This window comes from uncultured Pseudosulfitobacter sp., from assembly GCF_963976325.1.
Classification (GTDB): Bacteria; Pseudomonadota; Alphaproteobacteria; order Rhodobacterales; family Rhodobacteraceae; genus Pseudosulfitobacter.
Genome location: NZ_CAXBJW010000001.1, coordinates 1,044,916 through 1,071,017 on the forward strand (window position 1 = coordinate 1,044,916; position 26,102 = coordinate 1,071,017).

A 26,102-nucleotide genomic window follows, 5' to 3' on the forward strand; every position below is an offset into this window, starting at 1 on the left:
GAATTGGATCTGCACCGGATCGAGTTTCCGCCGGAAACGACGGATGAGACCCCGACGTCTTATGTGCACTGCAACACCTGCGGGGCATCTGGCCCACAGCATCGCGAAGATGGACAGCAGGGCTGGGACGCTTGGAACAACCGCGCAGGAGACCGCCTGCAATGAGCAATTCCCTCCCACAATTCGCAAAGTTCTGGATGGTCTGCCGCAAACCGACCGGCCCGAACTCCAAAAGCGAACCGCGCGTGCGCTATTCCAGCTTTGACGATGCGATGGCGGCGGCGCAGAAGCTGGCCGACGACACCGGCGCACAGTTTCACATCCTCGAAACCGTGGCCACTGCCCGCCCGGGCGGCGTCCACCAAGGATCACTGCTGTGATTGCCCTCTGGCCCGAACTTATCGCCGTGGGCGCCCTCGCAGTCGGTGCCTTTGTGGGCGGCTTTCTGGCCTACCAGCTGGTCGCGGATCTGATGCGCTATACCGGAGATCCCTACGACACCGATCTGCCCACCCTATCCACCCGCAAGCTGTGCGCGCTGGCCCTGTCCGCCGCCGCCCTGCTGGCCACCGGATACGCGGCCCTGCCATGAACACCGCCACCACTCACGCGCCCGGCAGGGCCGACACGGGCAATACCCCGCCCGCGATGACCTGGAAGCGCACCGGCCCGACCAGCGCCACGCTGGACCACGGTATCGTCACCGCATGGATCACCCAGACCCACGCCATGGGCACCAGCGCCGCCCTGTTCGAGCTGCGCGTTGCCCCATGGTTCGACGGCGAACCCGCCCGCTACGTCTGCGCAAAGCCGGACCTGAAAGAGGTCATGGCCACCGCCGAGGAATTCGCCCGCAAGATCACCGCCGCAGAGAGGGAAGCCGCGCAATGACCACTTACAGCATCACCATAGACGAAGCTGCAGAGCGCCGCCTCTATGCGATCTCCGCTCAAACCGGCAGGTCGGTCGAGAACCTCATTGAAGCCGCCGCTGAAGAGGCTGCGCTCGAACATTTCCGGCACCGGCCTGACGATCCTGCACACCCACCTCAGAGACGCCCATGACAGACGGAAGAGTCAGGGCGAAGATGGACCCGCCTAGAGGGCGTGGCGGAAACCAGATCACAGCCATTCTGAGTTCGGAAGATTACCGCGTGTTTTATGAACTCGTAATGGCTCGCGGCACTTCCGGCGCAGAAACCATCCGCCAGCTCATCCGGGAAGAATGGCTTCGATCATCACCTTATGTCGGCAACCCAGAACAGCCCCATTCTCATGGAGACACCAATGTCTAAGAACCCAACACCAGACAAAGAAGGTCATTTTTGGGCGAAGCTAGTCCACCCTTCAGATATGCCGGAAGGGGAAGATTGGGCATCGCCAGATTGGGAAGTTGTTCAGGTGAACGACAACAACGGCACAGGCAGCGACCAGTGGCGTGTCTTTGTGCCCGGTATCGAACCCGGGCAGATGCTGGATGCCTTCATTTGGGGGCCGGAAGTCCCGCAATTCAATCCGCCCGCCACTCTCGGAGGCCCTCATGACATTTGACCAACTTGGCTTGGCCGCGGAATCGGCCAAGGAACTGGCCCGAATTGCCGCCCTTCACCAGCGGATCATGGGCAGTGAGTTGGGTTTTGAAACTGACCTCGATGGGGTCAGCGACAGCGCCTGGGACAAGGCAATTGAGGCAGCCCGAAAAGAACTGCTGAAGGACGTCGAAAGCTCCTACCGAAAACAGGCAGATGCGCTGACCGATGCTGGGCTCATCGACGTACCGACGCTCCAGAAAATGAAATCCAGCTAACCCCCCTTTCAACACCGGAGACTGCCATGAACATCCAAGCCCCCATCAACGCCGTGCGGTGGATCCCGCTGGCCGAGCTGAAGATCAGCCCGCTGAACACCCGCGCCGAGCCGCCGGACGCCGAGATTGACCAGCTGACGGAAAGCCTGCGCGTCAGCGGCCTGTTGGCCAACCTGATCGGGTTGGAAACCGAAACCGGTGTCGAGATCGTCGCGGGGGGCCGTCGTCTGCGCGCACTGAACAAGCTGACCGATGACGACGTGATCGACCCGATCCCCGTACTGGTCACCGACGACCCCGCCACCGCCCAAGCTTGGGCCGGTGCCGAAACCCACGCCCGCGTCGATCATCACCCCGCCGACGAGATCCGCGCTTACGCCGCCATGGCCAAACTCGGCCGCACGCCCGAGGACATTGCCCGCACCTTTGCCAAACCTGTGCGCCACGTGCGCGGGCGGCTGGCACTGGCCGCCCTGCCCGCCCTGGCCCTGATGGCCCTGCGTGAGAACAAGATCAGCATCGACATGGCGAAGGTGCTGACGCAGTCGCTGGACGATACAGCGCGGCTGGAACGCGTTCTGCAGGCGGTGCTGAAGGACGAGCTGCGCGGCTGGCAGATCACCAACGCCCTACGCGATGGCCGGATCGAGGCGACCGACCGGCGCGCCGTGTTCGTCGGCCTCGACACCTACCGCGCCGAGGGCGGTGCGTTGACCGAGAACCTGTTTGACGACGAAACCCTGCTGCACGACGCCGAGCTTCTCGACAAGCTGTTCCGCCACAAGCTGGATCTGGCCGTCGAGACCGTGGCGGCAAACTGCAACTGGGCCTTTGTGACGCCGGTCTACGACCAGGCACACGTCGATCTGCGCCAAACCGAAGGCATGGAACGCATCTACCGCGTGCCGGTCGAGCTGCCCGAGGCGGATCAAGACGAGTGGGCACGGCTGGAAGAGCTGGAGGAAGACGGCGCACTGGACGAGGAAGGCCACGTTAAGCTGAAAACCCTACGTGATCGCGCAGAGGGCGACTATGAGCACGAGGATATCGAAACCGCTGGCGTTTGGGCCTATGTCGACACCAACGGCAAGCTGCAGATCAGTGGTGCATTTCGCCCTAAATCACGCAAACAGAAATCCAACTCGGACGACGACAGCGTAGAGACCACGACCACAAGCCAGCCACCCGTCGCACAGGCTGCGGTCGAGGATCTGCACCGCATCCAGACGCTGGCCATGCAAACCGCGCTGGTAGACAAACCAGAGCTGCTGCTGGACCTGCTGGCCTACCAGATCGAGGCACAGTTGTCCCAATGGTCGTCTCTGCTGTCGGTGACCCTATCTGACCAGACGATCATCCCAGAAAAGCATGACACCGCCGACAGCGCGTTGAACCTGGACAAGCGGCTGACTGAAACCAGCAATGCCAGCGCCAAGCCCTCGCCTGCAGATATGGCCGCTGACTTCGCCGCCTTCCGGGCCAAGGGAAAGAAGCACCGCAACACTGTGCTGGCAAAGCATCTGGCCCGCACAGTGCAACGGCCACAGCACAGCACCGCCTCACTGGGCGCGCTACTGGCCGACGATCTGTCGATCGACATCCGTAAGATGTGGACGCCCGACGCAGCGATCTATTTCAGCCGATGCAGTCAGCCGCACCTGGTCGACCACTTTGTCGAGCTGACCGGCTTTGAGCATGACGACGAGCGGGTGCAGGCTTTCGAGAAGCAAGCCAAGGGCGGCAAGGTCAAGGATCTACACGACTTGCTGCATGACCTGTCGGTGCGCGAGGCCATGGGCATGAGCCGCGCCGACAACGCGCGGATCGATGCGTGGTTGCCGCCGGTGATGCGAAGTGCCTGACGGCTGGTGGTTGCTGCCCAGCCTGGGAGCTTCCGTAATGCGTTTGTGGCTCATATTCGATCTGATATTTTGAGAGGAACCGCACGATGCCATTGATTACCCCAAACACGATCAGCTTCAAAGCTGAGATCAGCGAGGACGAGCTGCGCGCCCGGCTGGCACGTGAAGTGCTGGAAGGCATCGGCGGATGCGACAGCGAGGGCAAACCGCACCCAGGTGTCGCGGTTAAAGTCCTGCGCGGCACCAGCAAGAAAGCTGGATACACGATCGAGGTCACGGGCCCGGCGCCCGCCCGGATTGCCATGCTGCCAAGAGGTGATGAACAGTGACCCACATCACCAGCGGCCTACCCAAGATCAAAACCGAGTACCACGCCCAGAAGCCCAAGGTGCGCTTCAGGATACCGGGCACCAAGCAGTATCTGCACCTTTCCGGCACCGGCGTAACCCATGGGACCGAATATGCCTGGAACGGAACAAAGGCTCAGGCGCGGGCACTGCGCGATCGAGCGGCAGCTGAAGGCCGGGACTGGCCGTTTAAGGCCGTCAAGCGGATCGAGGTGACGGGATGACCGCCAAGATGAACGCGACCTATCCCGCAGTGATTGCATTCCTAGACGGCCACATCATTCAGCAGATGGTCGAGATGCACGGCGACTACGGGCCGCTTGAAACCTGCTGGCATATTCGCGCCCTAACCGATGAATTCATTACCTATGACTTGGCCCGTGCAATCCTTCGCATTCTGACCGATCGGGGCTACTGCTATTATTCAAAGGGTCTTTTCGGAGATGATGGAATGGTTGCCGGTGCCGGTTACGGCCTGACGCGGAAGGGTCTAAATTATTACAATGAACTGTGTCCGGAGCCGCAGCAATGACACTGCCAAAACGCATCCAGCGCAAGCGCACAAAAGGTTGGCGGATGCCAGTGGGAGCCGTCAACGTCACCCGGCCGACGATCTGGGGCAACCCTTTCATCCACGCCGATCCCGGCGAGGCAGTCGCAGCCTATCGCAAGCTGACGCGCGGCGGCACCTCCATGTTCGAAATGGGGCCCGGCAAACTGCAATTCGCAAAGAACGCGCACCCGCAGACATTGCACTGGCACTTTTCCGATTTCGTGCGTGAAAACATCCACAAGTTGCGCGGCAAGGATCTGGCATGCTGGTGCCCGCTCGACGCCCCTTGCCATGCCGATGTGCTGCTGCACCTTGCGAACAAGGATACCTGACCTATGCCCGCCCCTCGTGCCACCAAAGCAGTGATCGCCAACGCCATCGAGGCGGCGAAAGCGTGCGGCATGCTCATCGCCGAAGTCGTTGTGGAAAAAGATGGATCGGTCAGAATCATTGCCGACCGCGGACAGAAGGTCATACCCTTGCACCAGAACCGCGCCGAACCGCGCAGGTTTGGACAATGACGGACATCGATGTGAAGGTCAGATTTAAGGGTTACGTGCCCGAACGGCTCCCCTCGGGCGAAATGCGCCACAGAGTGCGGGTCGAGGGCAATCCAAAGCGCCGCATCCGGATACCCGTTGGTCCAGAGCATCCGACATTCTCTGAACACTACTATGCGGCCCGTGCGGGCAGCACCGTCGATGCACCACCTGCCCCACCGCCGGTCGCGCGCTATTCCGCTGACGAGCTAATCCAGGACTATCTGGCTTGGATCGAAGGTCAGGTACTGGCCAAGTTGATGTCACCACTGACCCTTAAACAGCGCAAATCTCTGCTGGCTCGAGCCATGGACGTGACAGACGATCAGGGCGATCGCATAGGGTCTCTGCACGTCGATCTACCACCAGAAGCCTTCGTGCTAATCCGTGACAGCTGGGGCGGACGCACGGCGCAGGCAGACAACACACTGAAGGGCCTCAGTGCCGCCTACAAATGGGGGATCGAGCGTCGGAGGGTGTTGGTCAATCCAGTTGCAGGTGTGCGCAAGGTGCACGTTTCAAAAGGTGGTGCAACGCCCTGGTCAGCGGAAGACCTAAAAGCATTCCTGAAAACACACGGAAAGGGCACCACAGCGCGTCGCTGGCTGTTTCTGGCAATGTTTACAGCCGGACGCATCAGCGACACGGTGAAGCACGGCAGGAAGCATGAGGTCACACGCGACGGCCGTCTTTGGCTGGACTGGCAGCCGCAGAAACGCGGATCTGCATTCGTGTCTATCCCGATCGCACCGCAGCTGCTGGAAGAATTGAGGGCGCCAACCGTCGAAGGCGCAACCTACCTCCTCAGCCAGCACGGGCGCCCTTACCGAACGCCGGAATCGCTACGTCGAATGATCCAGGCCTGGACCGCACAGGCGGGACTTATGAGCCGGTCGCAGCACGGCGTCAGAAAGGCAATGGGCGAGTTGCTGGCCGAGGCTGGATGCACACAGCATCAGATCATGTCCGTGATGGCCCACACCAAGCCCGCGACCAGTGCGATCTACACCGAAAACGCTGATCGTCGCCGAATGGCAGCACTCGCAATGGACGGTATTCGACACGTCGTTTTCTGATCTGTTCGAGATCAAAGTGTCCCACGATATAATTCCGTGGGACAGAAAACGGAAAAAACTGAACAATAACAGTTGAACGTTGATGAGGTGGTACCCAAGGCCGGACTCGAACCGGCACGCCTCGCGGCGGGGGATTTTGAATCCCCTGCGTCTACCATTCCGCCACTTGGGCCTCACATGGGCCGTTTAGCCTGCCGGTCTGCGCGCGTCCAGAGGCTTTTTGCAAACCGCACAACATGGCACAGTCTTGACGGGCCGGTCCCTGCGTGGTTTTCCACGAAGACGCGCCAAAACGAGGGCCATAGGGTGATACGCAATTTATACGACTGGGTTCTGCGCCTTGCAGACCATCCCAACGCCCTGTGGTTTCTGGCCATCATCGCCTTTATCGAAAGCTCGGTTTTTCCGATCCCGCCCGATGTGCTGATGATCCCGATGATCATCGCGCGCCCCTCGCGGGCGTGGCTGATCGCCGGCGTCGCCCTGGTGGCATCGGTGCTGGGCGGTCTGCTGGGCTATTCCATTGGCGCACTGGCCTTCGACACGCTGGGACAGCCGATTCTGGCCATGCTGGGCAAGGCGGATGCCATGGCCGAATTCAACACGCGGTTCAACGATCTGGGTTTTTGGGCGGTTCTGGGGGCGGGCATCACACCCTTCCCGTTCAAGGTCATCACCATCATGTCGGGCTGGACCGGAATGCCGCTGGGCACGTTTATCATCACATCCATCCTGGCGCGCGGCATCCGGTTTTTCGTGGTGGCCGGTCTGCTTTGGCAGTTCGGCGCACCAATTCGTGATTTCATCGAACGGCGTTTGGGTCTTGTCTTTACCCTGTGCCTGCTGCTTTTGATCGGCGGGTTCGTCGCCACGAGGTATCTATGACACAACGCCACTGGATCATGATCGCCACACTCGGCTCGGCCGCGCTGATGCTGGGGGCGCTGGGGTTTCAGTATCTGGGCGGGTTTCATCCGTGCAAGCTGTGTTACTGGCAGCGATACCCGCACGTGATCGCCATCGTGATCGGGGCGATCGCGCTGTGGATGCCGAACCGTCTGCTGATCCTGCTGGGCGCGCTCAGCGCTGCCGTCACCTGCGGCTTTGGCGTCTATCACGCCGGTGTTGAATGGAAATGGTGGCAGGGTCCGACCACCTGCACGTCGGGTGACATCACCGGGATGAGCACCGACGCCCTGTTCGACCAGATCATGAGCGCCCCGCTGACCCGCTGCGACGACATCGTGTGGCAACTGGCGGGCCTGTCGATGGCGGGCTGGAATGCGATCCTGTCGTTTGTCTTGGTCGGCTGCTGGCTGATGGCGCTGCGCCGCGCCTAGGACGACTTGCGCGTCGACAACAGCAACGAGGTTTCCGAGGCCACGACCCCGTCCAGACGGCGCACGTCGAACAGCACCCGGTCGAAACTTTCCAGCGTTTCCGTCCCGATTTCGATGATCACGTCCCAGCGGCCATTGGTCGAATGGATGTGGCGCACCGCACTCATGCCCTGAAGCTGGCGAATGATCCGCTCGGTCCCGCGCCCTTCGATGCCGATCATCATCAGTCCGCGCACCGGGTCTTGCAATGCGTCCTCGCGCAGGACGACAGAGAACCCCAGAATATCGCCGCGCGCTTGCAGCTTTTCGATGCGCCCGCGCACAGTGGTGCGGGTGACGCCCAGGCTGGCGGCCAGATCCGACAGCGACGCGCGGGCGTCGTGGCGCAAGGCCGCGATCAGGCGTCTGTCCATTTCGTCCATTACAGCATTCCGTTTTGAGCAGTCTGCACCCGATACGGTCATTTTGATTGCTTGTCGAGAAGCCGTTTCGCGCAATATCCTTGTATATAGCCAAACAGGAGAGCCGCAATGACCACCCAGAACTGTATACTGATCGGTGCGCCGATGGACTGCGGCAAACGCCGCACCGGTTGCCTGATGGGCCCCGACGCCTACCGCACCGCCGATCTGGCGGGCACGCTGCAATCCCTGGGCCATGACGTGCAGGACCGTGGCAACGTCACCCCTGCCCCTGTGGAACCGATCCCGCATGACCGCCTGCACAAGCTGGCCGAAACGATTGCATGGACCAAGGCACTGGCCGATGCCAGCGAAGCGGCGCTGCGCGACGGGTTTCCGATTTTCATGGGCGGCGATCATGCGCTGGCCCTTGGCACCGTGCTGGGGGCCACGCGCCACGCCGCAGCCCAAGGCAAACCGCTGTTCGTGCTGTGGCTGGACGCGCACACCGACTATCACACGCCGCAAACCACCGATTCCGGCAACCTGCACGGCACGCCGATGGGCTATCTGGCGGGCCGCGACGGATTTGACGGGTTTCCTGCGGTCGACCACCCTGTCCCCCACGACAACATCTGTATGCTGGGCCTGCGGTCGGTCGATCCGGCGGAACGCGCGGCGCTGCAAGACACCGACGTCACCTATATCGACATGCGCGCGATTGACGAAAACGGGATCGCAGGGCCGTTGAACACCTTCCTGGACAAAGTGCACGCAGCGGACGGGATGCTGCACGTGTCGCTGGACGTGGATTTTCTGGACCCCTCTGTCGCCCCCGCCGTCGGCACCACCGTTCCCGGCGGTGCCACCGTGCGCGAGGCGCATCTGGTCATGGAAATCCTGCACGACAGCGGGCTGATGACCTCGCTGGATCTGGTCGAGCTGAACCCGTTCCTGGACGAGCGCGGCCGCACCGCGCAACTGATGGTGGAACTGACCGCATCGGCCCTTGGCCGCCGCATCTTTGACCGCCCCACACGCGCCTTCAGCTAAGGAGACCGCCATGCTGACCCCCTCTGACAAGGCCCTTGTGCCCTTCGTCTCTGTCGACCACATGATGCAACTGATCCACCACATCGGGATCGAAGACGCGCTGAAAGGGCTGGCCGACTATATCGAAGCCGACTTTCGCCGGTGGGAGCTGTTCGACAAATCCCCCCGCGTGGCGTCGCATTCGCCCGAGGGCGTGATCGAACTGATGCCCACGTCAGACGGCGAGGTCTACGGGTTCAAATACGTGAACGGCCACCCCAAGAACACCGCCGATGGCTTGCAGACGGTCACCGCCTTTGGCCTGCTGGCAGATGTGGCGACGGGCTATCCTGTGCTTTTGTCCGAGATGACCATGCTGACCGCCATGCGCACGGCGGCCACGTCGGCGCTGGTGGCGCGGGTGCTGGCGCCCAAGGGGGCCGCGACCATGGCAATGATCGGCAACGGCGCGCAGTCCGAATTTCAAAGCATCGCGATGAAGGCGATTGTGGGCATTGATACGGTGCGCCTGTACGACACCGACCCAAAGGCCACGGCGAAATGCGCCGCCAATCTGGCGCGCAGCGGGCTGACCGTGGTGTCCTGCGACAGCGCGCAAGAGGCGATCGAGGGCGCGCATATCCTGACCACCTGCACCGCCGACAAGCAATATGCGACGATCCTGACCGACAACATGGTCGGCGCCGGCGTGCACATCAACGCCATCGGCGGCGACTGCCCGGGCAAGACGGAACTGGCCCCTGCTATTTTGCAGCGGTCGGATATCTTCGTGGAATTCCCCGCCCAGACACGGATCGAAGGTGAAATTCAGCAGCTTGCGCCCGACCATCCGGTGACCGAATTCTGGGAAGTGCTGAGCGGCGCCAAACCGGGGCGCACGTCACAGGGGCAGATCACCCTGTTCGACAGCGTCGGTTTCGCCACCGAGGATTTCAGCGCCCTGCGTTATGTGCGCGACCGGATCGCGGGGACGGATTATTTCCATCCGCTGGACTTGCTGGCCGATCCCGATGATCCGCGCGACCTGTTCGGGATGCTGCAACGGTCGAAGGGCTGAGGGCTGATGTGGAGTTTGGGGGGCAACGCCTTCGAGAGCTGGCCATGATTGGACAACCGGACCTTCGGCAGATCGCAATGAAGGTCCGGTTTGAGCCCATCGTGACCTTGCCACAAAGGGCAGCGCCCGACCGCGGGTGGGCATCACGACGCTCGTGACTGCCACTTTATGTCTAGTCTTTGGCGTGTGGGTGATGAACCGCAATACGGTGAGAAAGCGCCCGCCCAGGGGGCGGTCGGGCGCTGCCCGGCGGTGCTACGCACCTTGACTCCGGGCTTTAGTGGTTGGCGTCAATGTCCACACACCGGACCTTCGCATCATGTGTAGTGAAGCTATGGGCGAAGTCAGAACGCCTTGCGGCCTATCGCATAACACCACTCAGGCACGACGTTCCGAAAGCCGCTTCGAATTCGCAGGCCACCGCCCAACCCGATGCAGCACCAGTTCCCCAGCCTTATGCCTCCAGCTCGGCATCCCAGTACAAAAAGTCCATCCACGCCTCGTGCAGGTGGTTGGGCGGGAACTTGCGGCCCATGTTGCGCAGTTCTTCCGCGGCGGGTTGGCGCGGGGGTTTGCGCAGGGCCATGCCGGTGCGGTGCAGCGCCTTGGACCCTTTTTTCAGGTTGCACGGGCTGCACGCCGCCACCACGTTCTGCCAACTGGTCACGCCGCCACTGGCGCGCGGCACCACGTGGTCAAAGGTCAGGTCGCCCTTGGCCCCGCAGTACTGGCAGCGGAATTCATCCCTCAAAAATAAATTAAAGCGCGTGAAGGCCACGCGCTTTTGAGGTTTGACATAATCTTTGAGGACGACAACAGACGGTATCCTGAACACCGTACTGGGGCTTCGGACCACTTCGTCGTATTCGGCGACGATGTCCACCCGATCCAGCCACGCCGCCTTGACCGCTTCCTGCCAGGGCCAGAGCGACAAGGGATAGTAACTCAGCGGTCTGTAATCCGCATTCAGCACCAACGCCGGATGCTGTTTCAACGCGCCCGGTGCGCGTGTGAATTCTGTTCTGAAATCGCCGTCCATTTCGTGCAATCACCTTCGCCCGATTTGACACTCAAAGCACTTTGACAGCATCGGGTCAGATGCCTCTGCTCGCGCCCACTGAAATCGACTATATCTCGTAGTTGGTTTCTGACAAGTCCGGTTTTTCCCACTAGATGTTCCAAACGCCCCACGGCGCAAAATTTCACATCCCCGTTACAAAAACAGGCACCTCAACGGGTGCCTGTATATTCGACGACCAAGACGACATTGGTCAGTTGCTGGCAAGTGGCATGTCGTTCCAACCTTCACGCACGCAACTGCGGGCCCGCGCCGACCGGATGGCGCGCCCGTTCACCCGCAATTCGGGCATGACCTCACGGCTTAGATCATAGACCGCCAGCGCCAGACACAGCGGCGGCATGTCCTTGGTCCGCGACAGGTTCACGAAATGCACATCAATATACTGGCCCGTGCGCACCCGCCACTGGAACGACCGGTAAACGGTGCTGTCGGGTGTCGCGTTCAACCGCTCGGCAAACAGCGCGTTCCACGGTGTGTCGCGCAGCCAGTCGGTTTGTTGCCAGTCCTGCAATCCGACCACCCAGACATCGGCCCCCGACAGGTCCGACACGGGTTGATGCCGGTTCATCGCCTGATCGGGCGCGTCTATCTGCAACATGGCGCGCCCCACCCCGTCGGGCATTCCGGCCATGCGCAAAATAAATTTGCGTCCCAGCTCTTTTTCCAGCGTGACCGGCGGAACAAAATCCTCGGCGCCGCGTTGGGCGTAGACGACGGGTGCATGGATTTGCGCCCCCACCAAAACCAAAAATGCTATAACCGCCTGAGTTAAGGCGGATTTCACCTGTTTATTCAACATGCTCTATCCCTGTTTGCCATTGCTCTTTTGCTAGTATGACAAGTCAGGCATAAAAATTCGTTGAAAAAAAGGGTTGCGGCCCTAACCGGTGTCAGAATCCCAGTTTGTCGCGCAAAAACGCCAGTGAAATGCTCAGACCGTCGGGCGCGATGCCGTGGGCGGTGCCCTTCATCACATGTGCAAACACGTCCTTCCAGCCGGCCTCTTGCAAGGCTTCGGCGGCCTGCGGCAACGATTGCGGCGGCACCACGTCGTCCTGATCACCATGCACCAGCAGGATCGGGGGGCGCGTGACAGCTTCGTCCGACAGCACCTCGGGGTTCAGCAACCGGCCCGAGAACGCCACGACACCGGCCAGCGCATCCTCGCGGCGCGGGGCCACGTGCAAGGCCATCATCGTGCCCTGACTGAACCCGAACAGCGCGACCTGTTCCGGCATCAGATCCTCGTCGACCATCAGCGCATCAAGGAATGCGTTCACATCCTCGACCGCGGCGCGCATCCCGCGTTCGGCAGCCTCTTCGCTTGATCCGTCGATCCACGGGATCGGGAACCATTGAAAGGCGTTGGGCATCCCTTCGATCCGCTCGGGCGCGTCGGGGGACACAAACAGCGTGTCGGGCAGATGTTCAGACAACGGATCGGCCAGCCCCAAAAGGTCGGCGCCGTTCGCCCCATAGCCATGCAGAAAGACGACGGCCGAGCGGACCTCGCCTGATGCCGGTTCGCGGCGTTGTGATTGAAGAACGCGAGTCATGTGATCCCTTCCCTGCCTTTTGCTATCCGGTAGTACGCAAACAGACAGCGCGCCGCAACCGACCGCCACGGGGTCCAGCGTTCGGCCATGTCGCGCAACTGTTTCGGCGTGGGGCGTTCCGGCAGATCATACAGCACCCGCGCCGCCTCTTGCAGGGCCAGATCGCCCGGCGCGAACACATCCGCACGGCCCAGGCTGAACATGGCGTAAATCTCGGCGGTCCAGACGCCGATGCCCTTAACCGCGACCAAGGTAGCGATGACATGCGCATCGGGCGCGTGGCGCAAGGCGGTATAGTCGATGTCGGCCCGCGCCAGCGCCTGCGCATAGGCGATTTTCTGACGGCTCAGCCCCACGGCGCGCAGCCCGTCATCGCCCGCAGCCAGAACGGCCGGTTCCGTGACCAGCCCAGCCTCCAGCATCCGCGCCCAGATCGCAGCAGCCGACGCGGTGCTGACCTGTTGGCTGATGATCGCGGACAGCAGATGCGCAAAGCCGTCGGCGCGGCGGCGCAAGGGCAGCGCGCCGGTCTGCGCCAGTGCCTGCGCCATGCGCGGATCGTTTGCAGCCAGCCACGCGGCCCCCTCTGCCACGTCGGCGTCGGTTTCGATGATGCGCCCCACGCTCACAGGTTGCCCGCCCAGCGGGCGACGGCGGCGGCATCGGGCAAATGCGTGCCGGTGGGTGCGACGGGCCGCGACAGCATCACCATCTGCAATCCCAAGGCACGCGCCGCCGTCACCTTGGTTTCCGACGCCGCACCGCCAGTGTTGCGAAACAGAACCGCATCCACCGCCAGATCGCGCAACAAGGCAACCTCGGCATCATGCGAGAACGGCGGGCTGCCGAAGACATAGCGCATGTTGGACCGTGGCGGCGGGGCGTCGTGTTGCGTGGTCTGGCGCACAAACAACCGGCCATCGAAGGCGGCCAGATCGGGCAGCATCGCGCGGCCCACATTGGTAAAGACACGGGCAAAGGGCGCAATCGCCGCCCGCGCAGCCGTCATATCGGTCACATCTGTCCAGCGATCCCCCGCTTGCGGCGTCCACGCAGGACGGCGCAACAGCACGTAGCGGGCCCCCGCGTCCGAACAGGCCGCCGCCGCAGCGGTGCTGATCGCACCCGCAAATCCGTGGGTCACATCCAGCAGATGGGTCCAACCGCCGTCCCGCAACATCTGCGCCAGACCGGCACGGTCCAGCATCGCACCGTCGTCCCGGACGACATCCACCTCAAGCCCCGCACGCCCGCGCACCGCCGCCAGAACCGCTGCCGTTTCACCGGCGCCGCCCAGTACCAGAATACGCGCGCGCGGCGCCTTTGGTGTCATGCCATACCCCTTGATGGTGCCTCAGGCGGTCACGTCCTCGCCTGCTTCGATCATATCGACGCGGGTGGCGTGACGGCCACCTTCGAATTCAGCGGCCAGAAACGCATCGACGATGTCCAGCGCCAGCCCCTCGCCCAGCACGCGCGCGCCCAGCGACATCATGTTGGCATCGTTGTGCTGGCGGATCATGCGGGCCGAGAATGTGTCGGAACACACACCGCACCGGATGCCTGCCACCTTGTTCGCGGCCATCATGATGCCCTGCCCGGTGCCACACAACAAAATGCCAAACTGGCAATCGCCCGATGCGACACGTTCGGCCGCGGCCTTGCCGTGCAGCGGATAGTGGGTGCTTTCGGATGTGGTCGGGCCGATGTCGACGACCTCCCAGCCTTGGTCGGCGATATGCGCGGCGATGGTCTGGCGCAGTGCAATGTCGGCGTGATCGCTGGAAATAACGATGCGTTTGGTCTCTGTCATGGTGTCTTGGTCCCGTGTCCCAGGCCGGTCGGGAAAATACCCCAACGGATCGGCTGGTCAGTGTTGCGTTCAGTTTTCCGGTGCCGCGCCTATAGCACAGGCCACGCGGACGCACAGCCGCTGAATTGCCCCCGAAGTGACGTTACGTCGTTTAAGCCGCGAAAAGGCCCTGCTGAAATTATATGCGGCCCGATACTTGCCGCTGTCAAATTTCAGGTCTACGCCTCTCGAAATGACACACACACATGACAGCCGGGCCAAGCGTAATGTGGCCGTTCTCGTCTGCGCCCAAGCGTTCCTGGGCAGCCAGATGCCGATGATTTTCGTGGTGGCGGGGCTGGCGGGACAATCGCTGGCGACCAACATCTGTTTTGCCACCCTGCCGATTTCGCTGATCGTGCTGGGGTCGATGCTGTCGGCCACGCCGGTGTCGGCGATCATGCAACGCTTTGGCCGCCGCACAGGTTTCTTCGTGGGGGCTGCCGGCGGGGCCGTCGGCGGGATGGTCGGCGCCTATGGCCTTTTTCTGGGGTCGTTCCCGATCTTTCTGGCCGGCAGTTTTCTGACCGGTATCTATATGTCGGCCCAAGGCTTCTACCGCTTTGCCGCCGCCGACACCGCGTCGGATGAATTCCGGCCAAAGGCGATTTCCTACGTGATGGCGGGCGGGCTTTTGTCCGCCGTGATCGGCCCGCAGGTGGTCAAGCTGACGGCAGATGCCTATGTGATCCCCTTCCTTGGCACCTATCTGGCGGTCATCACCGTCAACGTGGTCGGGTCCTTGCTGTTCCTGTTCATCGACATCCCCAAGCCGCCGGTGCCTGCGCTGGACGCGCCCAAGGGCCGCAGCCGTCTTGAGCTGTTGAAAACACCGCGCATTGCCGTGGCCGTGATCTGTGCCACCGTGTCCTATGCGCTGATGAACCTTGTGATGACCTCGACGCCGCTGGCGGTTGTCGGCTGTGGCATGACGGGCGACTTGCTGCCCGGCACGGATCTCAGCGGGCTCAGCGCCGCCGAGCAGCGGTCGACCTTTATCAATCTGGCGTCAAACGTGGTCACCGGTCACGTGCTGGCGATGTTCGCGCCATCCTTCTTTACCGGCCACCTGATCAACCGCTTTGGCGTGGAAAAGATCATGGGGCTGGGCATCGCGATTCTGGGCGCTGCGGGCATCGTGGCCTTGTCGGGCGTGACCCTGTCAAACTTCTTTGTCGCGCTGATTTTGCTGGGACTGGGCTGGAACTTTGGCTTTATCGGTGCCACGACGATGCTGTCGGGGTCGCATCTGCCGCATGAACGCGGGCGGATGCAGGGCCTGAACGACCTGCTGGTGTTTGGCGGCGTGACCATGGCGTCGCTGGCGTCGGGCGGGCTGATGAACTGTTCGGGTGGCAGCGCGGTGCAGGGATGGGCCGCAGTCAACATCGCAATGGTGCCGTTTCTGGTGCTGGCAGGCGGGTCGCTGATCTGGCTGATGCTGCGGCCCAAGGAAGCCGCAGCCTAAGCCGTCAGGACCACCGCCACAGCAGAAACGACTGGCGCGCCGGGTTGATCTGCAACGCCCCAGCCGCCACGCGGCCCGGATCGCGGGCCGCCTGTTTCAGGATCGCCTGCGTCAGGAACCCTTCGGTCAGCGCAGGCGCGCCCGACCCCGCGACACGGCGCAACGCCGCACGGTTGGGCATGGATGCCAACGCAGCCTTGCACAGATCGGCCACCGCCTCGGCGCGGCCATCGACCAGCGGCACCCGCTTTTGCGCCTCAAGCTCGGGCACCGCCTGCAAGAACCGCGCCAGACCGGTGGCCGCCCCGAATGCGCGCACCTGAGATTCGGCCTGCGGTCCGGCCCCCAGCGCCCGCGCCGCCGCCCACATCAGCGCACCCGAGGTGTCTGCCAGATAGGCATTGAAGTGATCCGCGTCCTCGAAGGGGTCGCGGTATATGTCCCAGCGCCGCGCCGCGACCAAACGGTCCAACGCGCGGGCCGCATCGGCATCCAGCGCATGGGCCAACGGTGTGACCACCTCGTGCCGCCGCACGATCCCGTCCTTGGCGATCTCTTCCAGCGCGTCACGCCACCATTGCAGACGCATCTCGGCGATCATCGCCTCTTGGGTCACCCAAGGGGCACGCGCCACTTCGACGTTGAACGCATAGAGCGCGAACAGCACCGGACGCGCAGACACAGGGGCCGCCATGGTGGCGCGAAAGCGATCGGCATCGGCCTTTTGCACCAAAGCGGCACAGGCGGTCAGGTCACTGTCGAACGGCATCAATCGCCTCTCGGATAACACCCAGCGTTTGCGGCGCATCGACAATGTCCAGATGCCCCACGTCCGGGACGATATGATATTGCCCCGCATCGGTGACCTCACGCATCAGCGGCGCATAGGCTTCGGCGACAAAGGCCTCGTCCTGCGCGCCAACGACCAGCGCAAAGGGCGGCAGTGCCGCAACATCGCCCAGAAAATCGGAGCGCGGCGCAAAGCTGCTGTTCAACCGATAGGAATAGGCCGTGGTCGCCGTGTGCCCCAACGGGCCGTCGAGCACCGCGCGCGGCATGTCGAATTGAATGATCGTCAGGTGGTTCAGCGCCCGCACGCCCACGGCGTTCAACATGCTCAGCCCGATGACACGGCGCACCAACACCCGCGCCCAGCCGCCCGAATTGCGCCGCGTGGTGGCTGCGTTGTGTTTCAGGAACGGGGCCAGCAGAACGGCGCGATCAACCATTGCGCCATGCGCGCCACCGGCCATCCGCACCACCAGCCCACCACCCGAGGAATGGCCCACCATCACCACCTTTTGCCCCGCGCGGGCCTGATCGGTGATCAGGTCGACCAGATCATCCTCGTACTGGCCAATGTAATCCACATCCCCCCGCCGCCCCGGTGCCGCGCCATGCCCGCGCAGATCGGGCACCACCACGTCCGCCTCGGACGCCAGCGCCGAGGCCAGCGCGTGAAACTGCATGCCATGCCAGCCCGATCCGTGAACCATGACCACCAAGGGTACGTCGCGCCCCGCCGCCCCGTAGCGCCGGATTTGCAGCGCATATCCGTCGCGCATCTGCACAGGCGTGGTGGCGGGCACATCCTCCAGCCCCCGCGCCAGCGTTTCGGTGAAATCAAGGCCGCTGTCGTCGCTTGACTTGGCCGTGCCAGGGCGTTGCGTGACGATCAGCCCGATTGCAATCGCCAGGGAGGTAACGGCCGAAATGGCCGCAAACTTGAGGATACTAAACAACATCGCGGATCAACTTCCATTTTATTGCGTCCAGCAGCGCCTCGAACGACGCGTCGACTATGTTGGCGCTGACGCCGACCGTGGACCACCGCCGCCCCTGCCCGTCTTCGCTGTCGATGATCACGCGCGTGACCGCCTCGGTGCCGCCTTGCGTGATGCGCACCTTGAAATCGACAAGCCGCAGGTCTTCCAGATGCGCCGAATAGCGGCCTAGATCCTTCGACAACGCCTTGGACAAAGCATTTACGGGGCCACGGTCGCTGCCGGTCTCGTCCATGCTTTCGCTGACCGACAACAGCTTTTCGCCGTCGACCTTCACCACGACCACCGCTTCGGACAGGCTTATCATCTTGTCATATTTGTTTTTGCGCCGCTCGACGGTGACGCGGTAGCGTTTGACCTCGAAGAAGTCGGGCAATTGCCCCAGCTCCTCGCGCGCCAGCAGCTCGAAGGACGCCTGCGCGGTGTCATAGCTGTAACCTTCGGCCTCGCGCGTCTTGATCCGGTCCAGAATGCGCCCCAGCGCGGGATCGGCGCGGTCCACGGTCAGCCCCATGCCGGTCAGCCGCTCGCGCAGGTTCGACTGGCCCGCCTGGTTCGACATCGGAATGATCCGCGTGTTGCCGACGCGGGCGGGGTCGATGTGTTCGTAGGTCGTGGGGTCCTTGGCGATGGCGCTGGCGTGCAGGCCCGCCTTGTGGGCAAAGGCAGAGGCACCGACAAAAGCCGCCTGTTTCTGCGGCACCCGGTTCAGGATTTCGTCCAGCATCCGGCTGATGCGGGTCAGGTTTTCCAACGCCTCGGGCGGCACGCCGGTTTGCAGGCGGCTGGCATAGGGCTCTTTCAACAGCAGGATCGGGATCAGCGTGGTCAGGTTGGCATTGCCGCAGCGTTCGCCCAGCCCGTTCAACGTGCCCTGAATTTGCCGCGCACCGGCATCAACCGCGGCCAGCGCACAGGCCACGGCGTTTTCTGTGTCGTTGTGTGTGTGAATGCCCAGGTGGTCGCCCGGAATGCCCGCGTCGATCACGGCGGCGGTGATCCGCCCCACATCCGCAGGCAGCGTGCCACCATTGGTGTCGCACAGTGCAATCCACCGCGCGCCAGCGTCATAGGCGGCGCGGACCGCGGTCAGCGCATAGTCGGGGTTCGCCTTGTACCCGTCAAAGAAATGCTCCGCGTCAAAGATCGCCTCGCGGCCCTGCGCAACCAGATGCGCCACGGATTTGGCGATGTTGTCGGTGTTTTCGTCCAGCGTGATGCCCAGCGCCGTTTCAACGTGGAAATCGTGGGTTTTGCCCACAAGGCAGACGGCGGGGGTGTTTGCGTTCAGCACGGCGGCCAGCACATCGTCATTCTCGGCGGACATGCCGTTGCGCTTGGTCATGCCGAAAGCGGTCATGGTGGCGCGGGTTTCGGGGGCCGCGTCGAAAAAGGCGCTGTCGGTGGGGTTGGCGCCGGGCCAGCCGCCTTCGATGTGGTCGACGCCAAGGCTGTCGAGCGCGCGGGCGATGGTGATTTTCTCGTCGGTCGAGAATTGCACGCCCTGGGTCTGCTGCCCGTCGCGCAGAGTGGTGTCGAAGAGGTAGAGGCGTTCGCGGGTCATGCTGTGCCCCTCGATTTATAGAACCGTTCGTGCCCGTGGCACGAACAGCCCCCGACCGCCCCCCCGGGCGGGGGCTTCACCCCCACCCGCGGCCGGTGGCAGTTCTGCGTAGGAAAAATTTCACTGATTCCATAAAAGAGTTTAGTCAAAAATGGCACTCTAGAGAGTTCGATACGCTGAGGAAAAAGTTCCATTAACGTCCGCCTTCGATTTCAAAAAGAACTTCTTTAGCAGCTCGTTCTAAATATCTGTCCGTTGCAGATGAACCGTCTAGGCTGCCATCGTCCTTATAAATGTCACCAAAAACCTCTTTCTTTTCTAGCTCAGTAAGCCCCGAAATGTAGCGGCTCACAAAATCAAAAGATATGCTCGGCTTCACCAACCCTTCAGGTAAATCTTCTAACGAAATACCTCTTACCTTCAAAGCATCACGAATTTGATCCGCGATATCGAACTTTTTGTCTATCTTAGCCTGCTTACGCTTTAGCAGTAGAACTTTAAGGGTGTCATTAGCTGCAAATTGAAGTTTTCGACGTGAGTACCACTCACCATTATTCGGTTCGAGCAGCCCTAGTAGGCGCGCGTTTCTTAGCAACGCTCTTGGGTGAACTTCCAGTTTGTATAGCTCAGCAATCGCTTGAGGCGTATTCAAGTCGTTTGAAAGAGCACTTACAACAGCTTCTGACGTTTCAGAAGCTGGAGTAGTGTTTTCAGAAAGACTCCGCCATTTGAAAAGTGTCTGCGCAGCCTCTTCAGCCTTTTCAGCCGTCCAATCCATCGGCTTGCGGTAATGCGTCGACAGCATCACGAACCGGATCACCTCGCCCGGCACCCCCTGCTCCAGCAAATCGCGCACGGTAAAGAAGTTGCCCAAGGACTTGGACATCTTCTTGCCCTCGACCTGCAACATCTCGTTGTGCATCCACACGTTCGCCATCCGGTCCGTGCCATTGGCACAGCAGCTTTGCGCAATCTCGTTCTCGTGGTGGGGAAACATCAGGTCGTTGCCGCCGCCGTGGATGTCAAAGCGGTCGCCCAACAGCGCCTTGGCCATGGCCGAGCATTCGATATGCCAGCCGGGCCGCCCGCGCCCCCACGGGCTGTCCCAGCCCGGTGTCTGGTCGTCCGAAGGCTTCCACAGCACGAAATCCATCGGGTCCTCTTTATAGGGCGCCACCTCGACCCGTGCGCCTGCGATCATGTCGTCGACCGACCGGCCCGACAGCGCACCATAGCGGGCATACTCGCGCACCCGAAACAGCACGTGGCCCTCGCGTGCATAGGCAAAGCCACCCTCGATCAGCCCCGCGATCATCTCGACCATCTCGGCAATATAGGCCGTCGCACGCGGCATATGGTCCGGCTCCAGCGCGCCAATCGCGCCCATGTCGTCCAGAAACCATTGCGACGTCTCGGCGGTGATCTCGCCGATGCTGCGCCCGCTTTCGGCGGCGCGGGCGTTTATCTTGTCGTCCACATCCGTGAAATTGCGCACATAGGTCACGCGCGGATACTGCGTTTTCAGCAACCGGTAGAGAATATCGAACACCAGCACAGGCCGCGCATTGCCCAGATGGGCGCGGTCATAGACCGTCGGGCCACAGACATACATCCGCACATTTTCAGGGTCCAACGGCGCAAACAGCTCTTTGCGGCGTGTGGCGGTGTTATACAGGTGGATGTCCATCAGGCGTCCTCGCGCAGGGGTTGGCGCGGGCCTAGCAATTCTGATGTGTCATGGAAACAAAGAACCGGCCCGCTGAGTGGATCAGCAGATAATGCAGCAGCAAATAATGGTGCAGGTTTTTGTCATGCCGCCAGCTAACCCGCGGCGGCACGCGCGGTCAAGTCCCCGCCGGCATGGTGACCTAGTGTTGACAATTCAGGGCCGCTCTGACCCCTTGGCCGGAAATCAGTACGGCAAAGGAACGGCAGATGAAGATTTCGCATCGGGTTGCAAATATCAATGGTGGTGGATCGGACGGCTGGGACGTGTTTCTAAAGGCGCGCGGCATGATCGCCGAAGGCGTCGCCGTGACCGAGCTGACCATCGGCGAACACGACATCCGCACCGCCGCCCCCATCCTGCAAGAGATGCACCGCAGCGCGATGGGCGGGCACACAGGCTATGCCATGGTGCCGGGCATCGACGCATTGCGCGACACGGTGGCCGCACGTGTGCAAGCACGCACCGGCGTGCCGACCACGCGCGACAATGTGATCATCACGCCGGGCGGTCAGGCGGCCCTGTTCGCGGCGCATTCGGTCGCTTGTGACCCCGGTGATACGGCGCTGTACATTGATCCCTATTACGCCACCTACCCCGGCACGATCCGCGCAGTCAGCGCCATCCCGCAATCGGTGCCCGCCTATGCTGACAATGCCTTTCAACCCCGCGCGGCGGACATCGCCAAGGCGGCGGAACACGGGGCCACGTCGCTGCTGGTCAACTCGCCCAACAATCCCACCGGCGTGGTCTACAGCCGCGACACGCTGGACGGCATCGCGCAGGTCTGCAAGGCGCACGACCTGTGGCTGATCTCGGACGAGGTCTATGACACGCAGGTGTGGACCGGCGACCACCTCAGCCCGCGCGCCCTGCCCGGCATGGCCGAGCGCACGCTGGTGGTGGGGTCGATGTCCAAATCCCACGCCATGACCGGATCGCGCTGCGGCTGGATCGTGGGGGCCCAGGACGTGATCGCCAATCTGATCAACCTTGCCACCAACACCACCTACGGCGTGCCGGGCTATGTCCAGGACGCCGCAAACTTTGCCCTGAACCAGGGGCCGCAGGTCGAGGCCGAGGTGTCCGAACCCTTCCGCCGCCGCCGCGACAAGGCGATGCAGGTGCTGGAGGGGCAAAACACCGTCAGCCTGGTGCCGGCACAGGGAGCGATGTACCTGATGCTGGACATCCGTGCGACGGGGCTCAGCGGCGATGATTTCGCCAACGCGTTGCTGGATGCGCACCACATTGCCGTGATGCCGGGCGAAAGCTTTGGCCAGGCGGCGGCGGGTCACATCCGTGTGGCGATGACCATCGACGATGACCGGTTCATCGCAGCGCTGAAAACCCTGTGCGATTTCGCGGCCGGGTTGGCCGGAAAATAGGGTCAGTGCAATTTTGACCTGTCGCGCCTGATCTTGGCGCAGGGGCCGCACCGGGACCGCAGGCGGGGAAAACGCCTGCGACTTTCACCACGCAAAACCTGAATTCTGCGCTATCCTGACCGTATTTTCAGGAAAGGTTTTGCCATGAAGCGGTGTATTGCAACCCTCGCACTGGTGCTCTGGCCCGCGTTGGCCGGTGCGCAGTTCTATCCCGACTACAATTCCACGACCGTCAACGACTTTGCCGACATCCTGCCCGATGACACCGAGGCCGCGATTGCCGCGCAACTGGATGCGCTGCGCGCCGACACCGGCATCGAAATGACCGTGGTCACCCTGACGCGTCAGGCCACCTATGACCCCGACGCCACGCTTGAGGAATTTGCCACCGGCCTGTTCAATCACTGGGGCGTGGGCAATGCCGACCGCAATGACGGGATCATGGTGCTGGTTCTGCCCGGCGACCGCGCGATGCGGCTGGAACTGGGCGCAGGCTTTGGCGACGCATGGAATGACGTGGCCGAAGCGGTGGTGCAGGACGCGTTCCTGCCCAGGTTCAAAGATGGCGATTACCCCGCCGGCATCACCCAGGGCGTCAGCGCCACCATCGACGTGATCGCCCGCCCCTTTGCCGCCAACACGCCACCCCCCGCACCTGCAAAGCCCGCCAAGGGTGGCAGCTTGTGGTGGTTGTCAATTTTCCCGCTGGGCATCGTCGGCTTGATATTCGGGCTCAAGTTCCGCGCCAAAATGCGCAAATGCCCGTCCTGTGGAAAGCGCGGCGCGCTGGAAGTGAACGACGACACGATCAAATCGGCCACCCGCACCCAAAAGGGCGAGAAACAGCGTACAACACGCTGCACCAACTGCGACTACCGGGATACGGCACTGATCGTGGTGCCGATGCTGTCGGCCAACCGGGCGTCTTCCTCATCCGGCAGCAGCTCTTTCGGCGGCGGCTCAAGCGGAGGCGGCGGCGCGTCGGGCAAGTGGTAGACCACCTGACAAACGCACCGCCGCCAACATGCTCAGATCATCGGGACGCCCATAAGGCGCCCCTGCTGTATCGGTCGTTTAGAAGTTGTACGAACCGCGCAGTGTGAATGTGGTCGCATCTGCGTCCACGCCCGAACCTGCGATGTCGTCAAAGCTGTGCTCCAGCAGTTCGCCGCCCATGGTGAACTGGTCGTTCACTTTGTAAGCAACGCCCAGACCGTAGAATTCGCCGTTTTCGCTACCCAGCGATGTGTCGGCGCGTGCGGCACCGGCTGTGGCGTAGATCATGGTTTTGCCCAGATCGTAGCCCGCTTTCAGCTTCAGACGTGCAACGCTGTCGGCTGTTGCGGCACCGCCCAGGTCGACGTCCAGTTTGTCATAGTCGACTTCGCCGCCCAGAACGAACTGACCGAAGTCATAGTTGTAGCCACCGTGCACACCGTATGTACCGCCGGAACCGTCAGCAGCGCCTGTGCCGTCGATGTCGGCATAACCCAACTGGCCACCAGCGTAGAAGCCGGTCCAGTCGCCACCGGTGTATGTTTCAACGGGTGCGGGGGTGTATACGGGGGCTTCAATCACCGGATCAGCGGGTGCGCCGGCGTAGGAAGCTGTAGCAGCCAGTGTCAGTGCGCCTGCATATACGATACGTTTCATAGTGTTGCTCCTAGTTTTCTATTCTTAAGCATTCGTGACCGCGGGCACCGCTATGCGATTCTGCACATGCAGCATTCTGTTCCCACGGACTGTGAGCAAAACGCCATCGCGGGGGTAAAGTTCCACCCACGTTTTCGTGTTCTTTCACTTAAGGCGGGAACCCGCGCAGGAACCCGCGTGGATGCGCGATGCCCCGCCGTGGGCCGATTGCGACCCTATGTCGCAAACGGGCAGGAAAGCCGCCGCACTCCGGCGCAGGATCATCTGACCCCGTACAGGAACGCGGCTTTGCGCGCTCTGGCAAGGAGACTGGGATGCAGGCTGATCTGTGTAAAATCGCCCTTGTTGTACGCACCATCGGTGCCGAACGCGGACGCGCGGCACGCGGCAGGCCCTGAAGGGGCTTACCCCGATCATCCTGCCCTTTGTCCTGCAAACGGAACCCTTCATCATGAACGATCATTCTCCCTCGCGCACCGGCGGCCGCGCCGCGCGCCGTGCGGCACGCGCGGCCCCGCTGGCCGACCACCTGCGCCCCATCCGCCCCGGCATGACCGGTGGCCAATACAAACCGCTGAGCGATGCGGATGTCCTGCGCATCCACGGCGCCGCATTGGACGCGCTGGAACGCATCGGTCTGGCAGACGCGCCGCTGTCCGGTGTGGCCTATCTGACGGCTGCGGGGGCCATCCAGGGTGCCGACGGGCGCATCCGCTTTCCCCGCGCGCTGGTCGAGGACACGATCGCGCGCGCCGACCGCACCCTGACCCTGCACAGCCGCGACGGGCTGCATGATCTGGACCTGTCGGGCACCCGCGTGCACTACGGCACCGCCGGTGCTGCTGTGCATATGGTGGAACCCGACGGACGCAGCTACCGCGAAAGCACGGTGCAGGATCTGCACGACGCCGCGCGGATCTGCGACCGGCTGGACAACATCCACTTTGTCCAGCGTCCCATGGTCTGCCGCGACATTGCCGACAACTTTGAAATGGACATGAACTCGGTCTACGCCTGCACGGCAGGCACGACCAAACACATCGGCCTGTCCTTCACCGATCCCGCCTATGTCGCCCCCGCCATCGAGATGCTGCACATGATTGCAGGCGGCGAAGCGGCATGGCGCGCACGGCCCTTTGTCAGCAACTCGAACTGCTTTGTCGTGCCACCGATGAAATTCGCCACGGAATCCTGTCTGGTGATGGAGGCCTGCATAAAACACGGCATGCCCGTGCTGCTGTTGTCGGCAGGCATGTCGGGGGCAACCGCGCCGGGCAGCATCGCGGGCGCGATCGTGCAGGCGGTGGCGGAATGTCTGGCGGGTCTGGTCTATGTCCATGCCGTCAAACCGGGCGCACCGGCGATCTTCGGCACCTGGCCGTTCGATCTGGACCTGCGCACGGGGGCCATGACCGGCGGGTCGGGTGAACAGGCGCTGCTGACGGCAGGGTGCGCCCAGATGCACCGGTTCTACGACCTGCCCGGAGGCGCCGCCGCAGGCATTGCCGACAGCAAACTGCCCGACATGCAGGCCGGATGGGAACAGATGTGTTCCAACGTGATGGCAGGGCTGTCGGGGCTGAACATGGTCTACGAAGCGGCGGGCATGCACGCGTCGCTACTGGGGTTCTGCCACGAAAGCCTGATCATGGGCGACGATCTGATCGGTCAGGCCCTGCGCTGTGTGCGCGGCATCGAAGTGACCGACGACACCATGGCGCTGGACCAGATGGCCGCCGTCTGCTTGGGCGGTCCAGGCCATTATCTTGGCACCGCCGAAACGCTGGGCCGGATGGAGATGGACAACGTCTATCCCGCGCTTGGCGACCGCACCTCGCCCAAGGAATGGGCCGAACGCGGCAAGCCGGACCTTGTCGCGCGGGCGACCGAGCGCAAGAATGACATTCTGGGAACGCGCTCTGCCGCGCGGTTCGATCCGGCGCTGGACGCCGCCATAAGGGCAAAGTTCAACATCCACCTGCCGGCATAAATCAGC

General features: G+C 62.4%; 33 protein-coding genes and 1 tRNA gene. 21 read left to right on the plus strand and 13 right to left on the minus strand.

The window, feature by feature from the left end; genetic code table 11:
• The first annotated feature begins 161 nt into the window (after positions 1-161).
• From AAC077_RS05175 to AAC077_RS05235, 13 genes are all read left to right on the plus strand, one after another.
• Positions 162-380 carry a hypothetical protein gene (locus tag AAC077_RS05175; RefSeq protein WP_339767181.1) on the plus strand — a complete coding sequence of 73 codons (219 nt, stop codon included), beginning with the start codon at positions 162-164 and terminating at the stop codon, positions 378-380.
• Positions 377-592: a hypothetical protein gene (locus tag AAC077_RS05180; protein ID WP_339767182.1), complete on the plus strand. Its 216-nt coding sequence runs from the start codon at positions 377-379 to the stop codon at positions 590-592. Before AAC077_RS05175 ends, AAC077_RS05180 begins: the two co-directional genes overlap by 4 nt.
• Entirely contained in the window at positions 589-891 is a 303-nt protein-coding gene (locus tag AAC077_RS05185) for a hypothetical protein (RefSeq protein ID WP_339767184.1), read from the plus strand. Before AAC077_RS05180 ends, AAC077_RS05185 begins: the two co-directional genes overlap by 4 nt.
• Positions 888-1,064: a hypothetical protein gene (locus AAC077_RS05190; RefSeq protein WP_339767186.1), complete on the plus strand. Its 177-nt coding sequence runs from the start codon at positions 888-890 to the stop codon at positions 1,062-1,064. Before AAC077_RS05185 ends, AAC077_RS05190 begins: the two co-directional genes overlap by 4 nt.
• Positions 1,065-1,286: 222 nt before the next feature.
• Entirely contained in the window at positions 1,287-1,550 is a 264-nt protein-coding gene (locus AAC077_RS05195; RefSeq protein WP_339767188.1) for a hypothetical protein, read from the plus strand.
• Positions 1,540-1,806 (plus strand): hypothetical protein, encoded by a 267-nt coding sequence (locus AAC077_RS05200; protein ID WP_339767190.1) that lies wholly within the window; start codon positions 1,540-1,542, stop codon positions 1,804-1,806. The genes AAC077_RS05195 and AAC077_RS05200 overlap by 11 nt, the downstream gene beginning before the upstream one ends.
• Positions 1,807-1,832: 26 nt before the next feature.
• Positions 1,833-3,668, plus strand: a complete 1,836-nt coding sequence (locus tag AAC077_RS05205) for a ParB/RepB/Spo0J family partition protein (protein WP_339767191.1) — start codon at positions 1,833-1,835, stop codon at positions 3,666-3,668.
• 86 nt (positions 3,669-3,754) lie between these two features.
• Positions 3,755-3,997: a hypothetical protein gene (locus AAC077_RS05210; RefSeq protein WP_339767193.1), complete on the plus strand. Its 243-nt coding sequence runs from the start codon at positions 3,755-3,757 to the stop codon at positions 3,995-3,997.
• Positions 3,994-4,239, plus strand: a complete 246-nt coding sequence (locus tag AAC077_RS05215) for a hypothetical protein (RefSeq protein ID WP_339767194.1) — start codon at positions 3,994-3,996, stop codon at positions 4,237-4,239. Before AAC077_RS05210 ends, AAC077_RS05215 begins: the two co-directional genes overlap by 4 nt.
• On the plus strand, positions 4,236-4,547 hold the full coding sequence (locus AAC077_RS05220; RefSeq protein WP_339767195.1) for a hypothetical protein: 312 nt from the start codon (positions 4,236-4,238) through the stop codon (positions 4,545-4,547). The genes AAC077_RS05215 and AAC077_RS05220 overlap by 4 nt, the downstream gene beginning before the upstream one ends.
• Complete coding sequence (locus tag AAC077_RS05225; protein ID WP_339767197.1) at positions 4,526-4,900, plus strand: DUF4326 domain-containing protein; 375 nt, start codon at positions 4,526-4,528, stop codon at positions 4,898-4,900. The genes AAC077_RS05220 and AAC077_RS05225 overlap by 22 nt, the downstream gene beginning before the upstream one ends.
• Before the next feature lie 3 nt (positions 4,901-4,903).
• A complete protein-coding gene (locus AAC077_RS05230) occupies positions 4,904-5,089 on the plus strand; it encodes a hypothetical protein (protein WP_339767199.1) in 186 nt (61 codons plus the stop codon).
• On the plus strand, positions 5,086-6,183 hold the full coding sequence (locus AAC077_RS05235; RefSeq protein WP_339767201.1) for a tyrosine-type recombinase/integrase: 1,098 nt from the start codon (positions 5,086-5,088) through the stop codon (positions 6,181-6,183). The genes AAC077_RS05230 and AAC077_RS05235 overlap by 4 nt, the downstream gene beginning before the upstream one ends.
• A gap of 88 nt (positions 6,184-6,271) precedes the next feature.
• Here AAC077_RS05235 and AAC077_RS05240 read toward each other — a convergent pair.
• Positions 6,272-6,355, minus strand: a tRNA-Leu gene (locus AAC077_RS05240).
• A 134-nt stretch (positions 6,356-6,489) separates the two neighbouring features.
• Between AAC077_RS05240 and AAC077_RS05245 the strand changes: the two genes are divergently transcribed.
• Both AAC077_RS05245 and AAC077_RS05250 read left to right on the plus strand, forming a co-directional pair.
• Positions 6,490-7,068: a YqaA family protein gene (locus AAC077_RS05245; protein WP_339767203.1), complete on the plus strand. Its 579-nt coding sequence runs from the start codon at positions 6,490-6,492 to the stop codon at positions 7,066-7,068.
• Entirely contained in the window at positions 7,065-7,523 is a 459-nt protein-coding gene (locus AAC077_RS05250; protein WP_339767205.1) for a disulfide bond formation protein B, read from the plus strand. Before AAC077_RS05245 ends, AAC077_RS05250 begins: the two co-directional genes overlap by 4 nt.
• Here the strand turns inward: AAC077_RS05250 and AAC077_RS05255 are convergent.
• Positions 7,520-7,945: an Lrp/AsnC family transcriptional regulator gene (locus AAC077_RS05255; protein WP_339767207.1), complete on the minus strand. Its 426-nt coding sequence runs from the start codon at positions 7,943-7,945 to the stop codon at positions 7,520-7,522. The two genes, AAC077_RS05250 and AAC077_RS05255, sit on opposite strands and share 4 nt — an antisense overlap.
• Before the next feature lie 108 nt (positions 7,946-8,053).
• On the opposite strand from AAC077_RS05255, the gene rocF reads away from it, so the two are divergent.
• Positions 8,054-8,977 carry an arginase gene (rocF, locus tag AAC077_RS05260; RefSeq protein ID WP_339767209.1) on the plus strand — a complete coding sequence of 308 codons (924 nt, stop codon included), beginning with the start codon at positions 8,054-8,056 and terminating at the stop codon, positions 8,975-8,977.
• A 10-nt stretch (positions 8,978-8,987) separates the two neighbouring features.
• Positions 8,988-10,034, plus strand: coding sequence for an ornithine cyclodeaminase (locus AAC077_RS05265; protein WP_339767211.1), 1,047 nt, complete (start codon positions 8,988-8,990; stop codon positions 10,032-10,034).
• A gap of 454 nt (positions 10,035-10,488) precedes the next feature.
• Here the strand turns inward: AAC077_RS05265 and AAC077_RS05270 are convergent, their stop codons facing one another.
• The 6 genes from AAC077_RS05270 to rpiB form a co-directional block, all read right to left on the minus strand.
• On the minus strand, positions 10,489-11,073 hold the full coding sequence (locus AAC077_RS05270; protein WP_089420445.1) for an HNH endonuclease: 585 nt from the start codon (positions 11,071-11,073) through the stop codon (positions 10,489-10,491).
• A 232-nt stretch (positions 11,074-11,305) separates the two neighbouring features.
• Positions 11,306-11,914 (minus strand): hypothetical protein, encoded by a 609-nt coding sequence (locus AAC077_RS05275; RefSeq protein WP_339767215.1) that lies wholly within the window; start codon positions 11,912-11,914, stop codon positions 11,306-11,308.
• 91 nt (positions 11,915-12,005) lie between these two features.
• On the minus strand, positions 12,006-12,671 hold the full coding sequence (locus tag AAC077_RS05280) for an alpha/beta fold hydrolase (RefSeq protein WP_339767217.1): 666 nt from the start codon (positions 12,669-12,671) through the stop codon (positions 12,006-12,008).
• On the minus strand, positions 12,668-13,300 hold the full coding sequence (locus tag AAC077_RS05285) for a DNA-3-methyladenine glycosylase 2 family protein (protein WP_339767219.1): 633 nt from the start codon (positions 13,298-13,300) through the stop codon (positions 12,668-12,670). The genes AAC077_RS05280 and AAC077_RS05285 overlap by 4 nt, the downstream gene beginning before the upstream one ends.
• Positions 13,297-14,004, minus strand: a complete 708-nt coding sequence (locus tag AAC077_RS05290) for a precorrin-6A/cobalt-precorrin-6A reductase (RefSeq protein WP_339767221.1) — start codon at positions 14,002-14,004, stop codon at positions 13,297-13,299. The genes AAC077_RS05285 and AAC077_RS05290 overlap by 4 nt, the downstream gene beginning before the upstream one ends.
• 21 nt (positions 14,005-14,025) lie before the next feature.
• A complete protein-coding gene (gene rpiB, locus AAC077_RS05295) occupies positions 14,026-14,484 on the minus strand; it encodes a ribose 5-phosphate isomerase B (RefSeq protein ID WP_339767223.1) in 459 nt (152 codons plus the stop codon).
• 232 nt (positions 14,485-14,716) lie between these two features.
• Between rpiB and AAC077_RS05300 the strand changes: the two genes are divergently transcribed.
• Positions 14,717-15,991, plus strand: coding sequence for an MFS transporter (locus tag AAC077_RS05300; protein WP_339767225.1), 1,275 nt, complete (start codon positions 14,717-14,719; stop codon positions 15,989-15,991).
• 4 nt (positions 15,992-15,995) lie between these two features.
• On the opposite strand, the gene AAC077_RS05305 is transcribed toward AAC077_RS05300, so the two are convergent.
• The 4 genes from AAC077_RS05305 to cysS form a co-directional block, all read right to left on the minus strand.
• On the minus strand, positions 15,996-16,760 hold the full coding sequence (locus tag AAC077_RS05305) for a squalene/phytoene synthase family protein (protein ID WP_339767227.1): 765 nt from the start codon (positions 16,758-16,760) through the stop codon (positions 15,996-15,998).
• Positions 16,744-17,736: an alpha/beta fold hydrolase gene (locus AAC077_RS05310; protein WP_339767229.1), complete on the minus strand. Its 993-nt coding sequence runs from the start codon at positions 17,734-17,736 to the stop codon at positions 16,744-16,746. The genes AAC077_RS05305 and AAC077_RS05310 overlap by 17 nt, the downstream gene beginning before the upstream one ends.
• Entirely contained in the window at positions 17,726-19,339 is a 1,614-nt protein-coding gene (gene cimA / locus AAC077_RS05315; protein WP_339767231.1) for a citramalate synthase, read from the minus strand. The genes AAC077_RS05310 and cimA overlap by 11 nt, the downstream gene beginning before the upstream one ends.
• Positions 19,340-19,532: 193 nt before the next feature.
• Entirely contained in the window at positions 19,533-21,026 is a 1,494-nt protein-coding gene (cysS, locus tag AAC077_RS05320; protein WP_339767232.1) for a cysteine--tRNA ligase, read from the minus strand.
• A 248-nt stretch (positions 21,027-21,274) separates the two neighbouring features.
• Between cysS and AAC077_RS05325 the strand changes: the two genes are divergently transcribed.
• Both AAC077_RS05325 and AAC077_RS05330 read left to right on the plus strand, forming a co-directional pair.
• A complete protein-coding gene (locus AAC077_RS05325) occupies positions 21,275-22,453 on the plus strand; it encodes a pyridoxal phosphate-dependent aminotransferase (RefSeq protein ID WP_339767233.1) in 1,179 nt (392 codons plus the stop codon).
• A 144-nt stretch (positions 22,454-22,597) separates the two neighbouring features.
• Positions 22,598-23,449, plus strand: a complete 852-nt coding sequence (locus AAC077_RS05330) for a TPM domain-containing protein (RefSeq protein ID WP_339767235.1) — start codon at positions 22,598-22,600, stop codon at positions 23,447-23,449.
• 78 nt (positions 23,450-23,527) lie between these two features.
• Here the strand turns inward: AAC077_RS05330 and AAC077_RS05335 are convergent, their stop codons facing one another.
• Positions 23,528-24,106 (minus strand): outer membrane beta-barrel protein, encoded by a 579-nt coding sequence (locus tag AAC077_RS05335; RefSeq protein WP_339767237.1) that lies wholly within the window; start codon positions 24,104-24,106, stop codon positions 23,528-23,530.
• 451 nt (positions 24,107-24,557) lie between these two features.
• Between AAC077_RS05335 and AAC077_RS05340 the strand changes: the two genes are divergently transcribed.
• Positions 24,558-26,096: a trimethylamine methyltransferase family protein gene (locus tag AAC077_RS05340; protein WP_339767239.1), complete on the plus strand. Its 1,539-nt coding sequence runs from the start codon at positions 24,558-24,560 to the stop codon at positions 26,094-26,096.
• Positions 26,097-26,102: the final 6 nt, after the last annotated feature.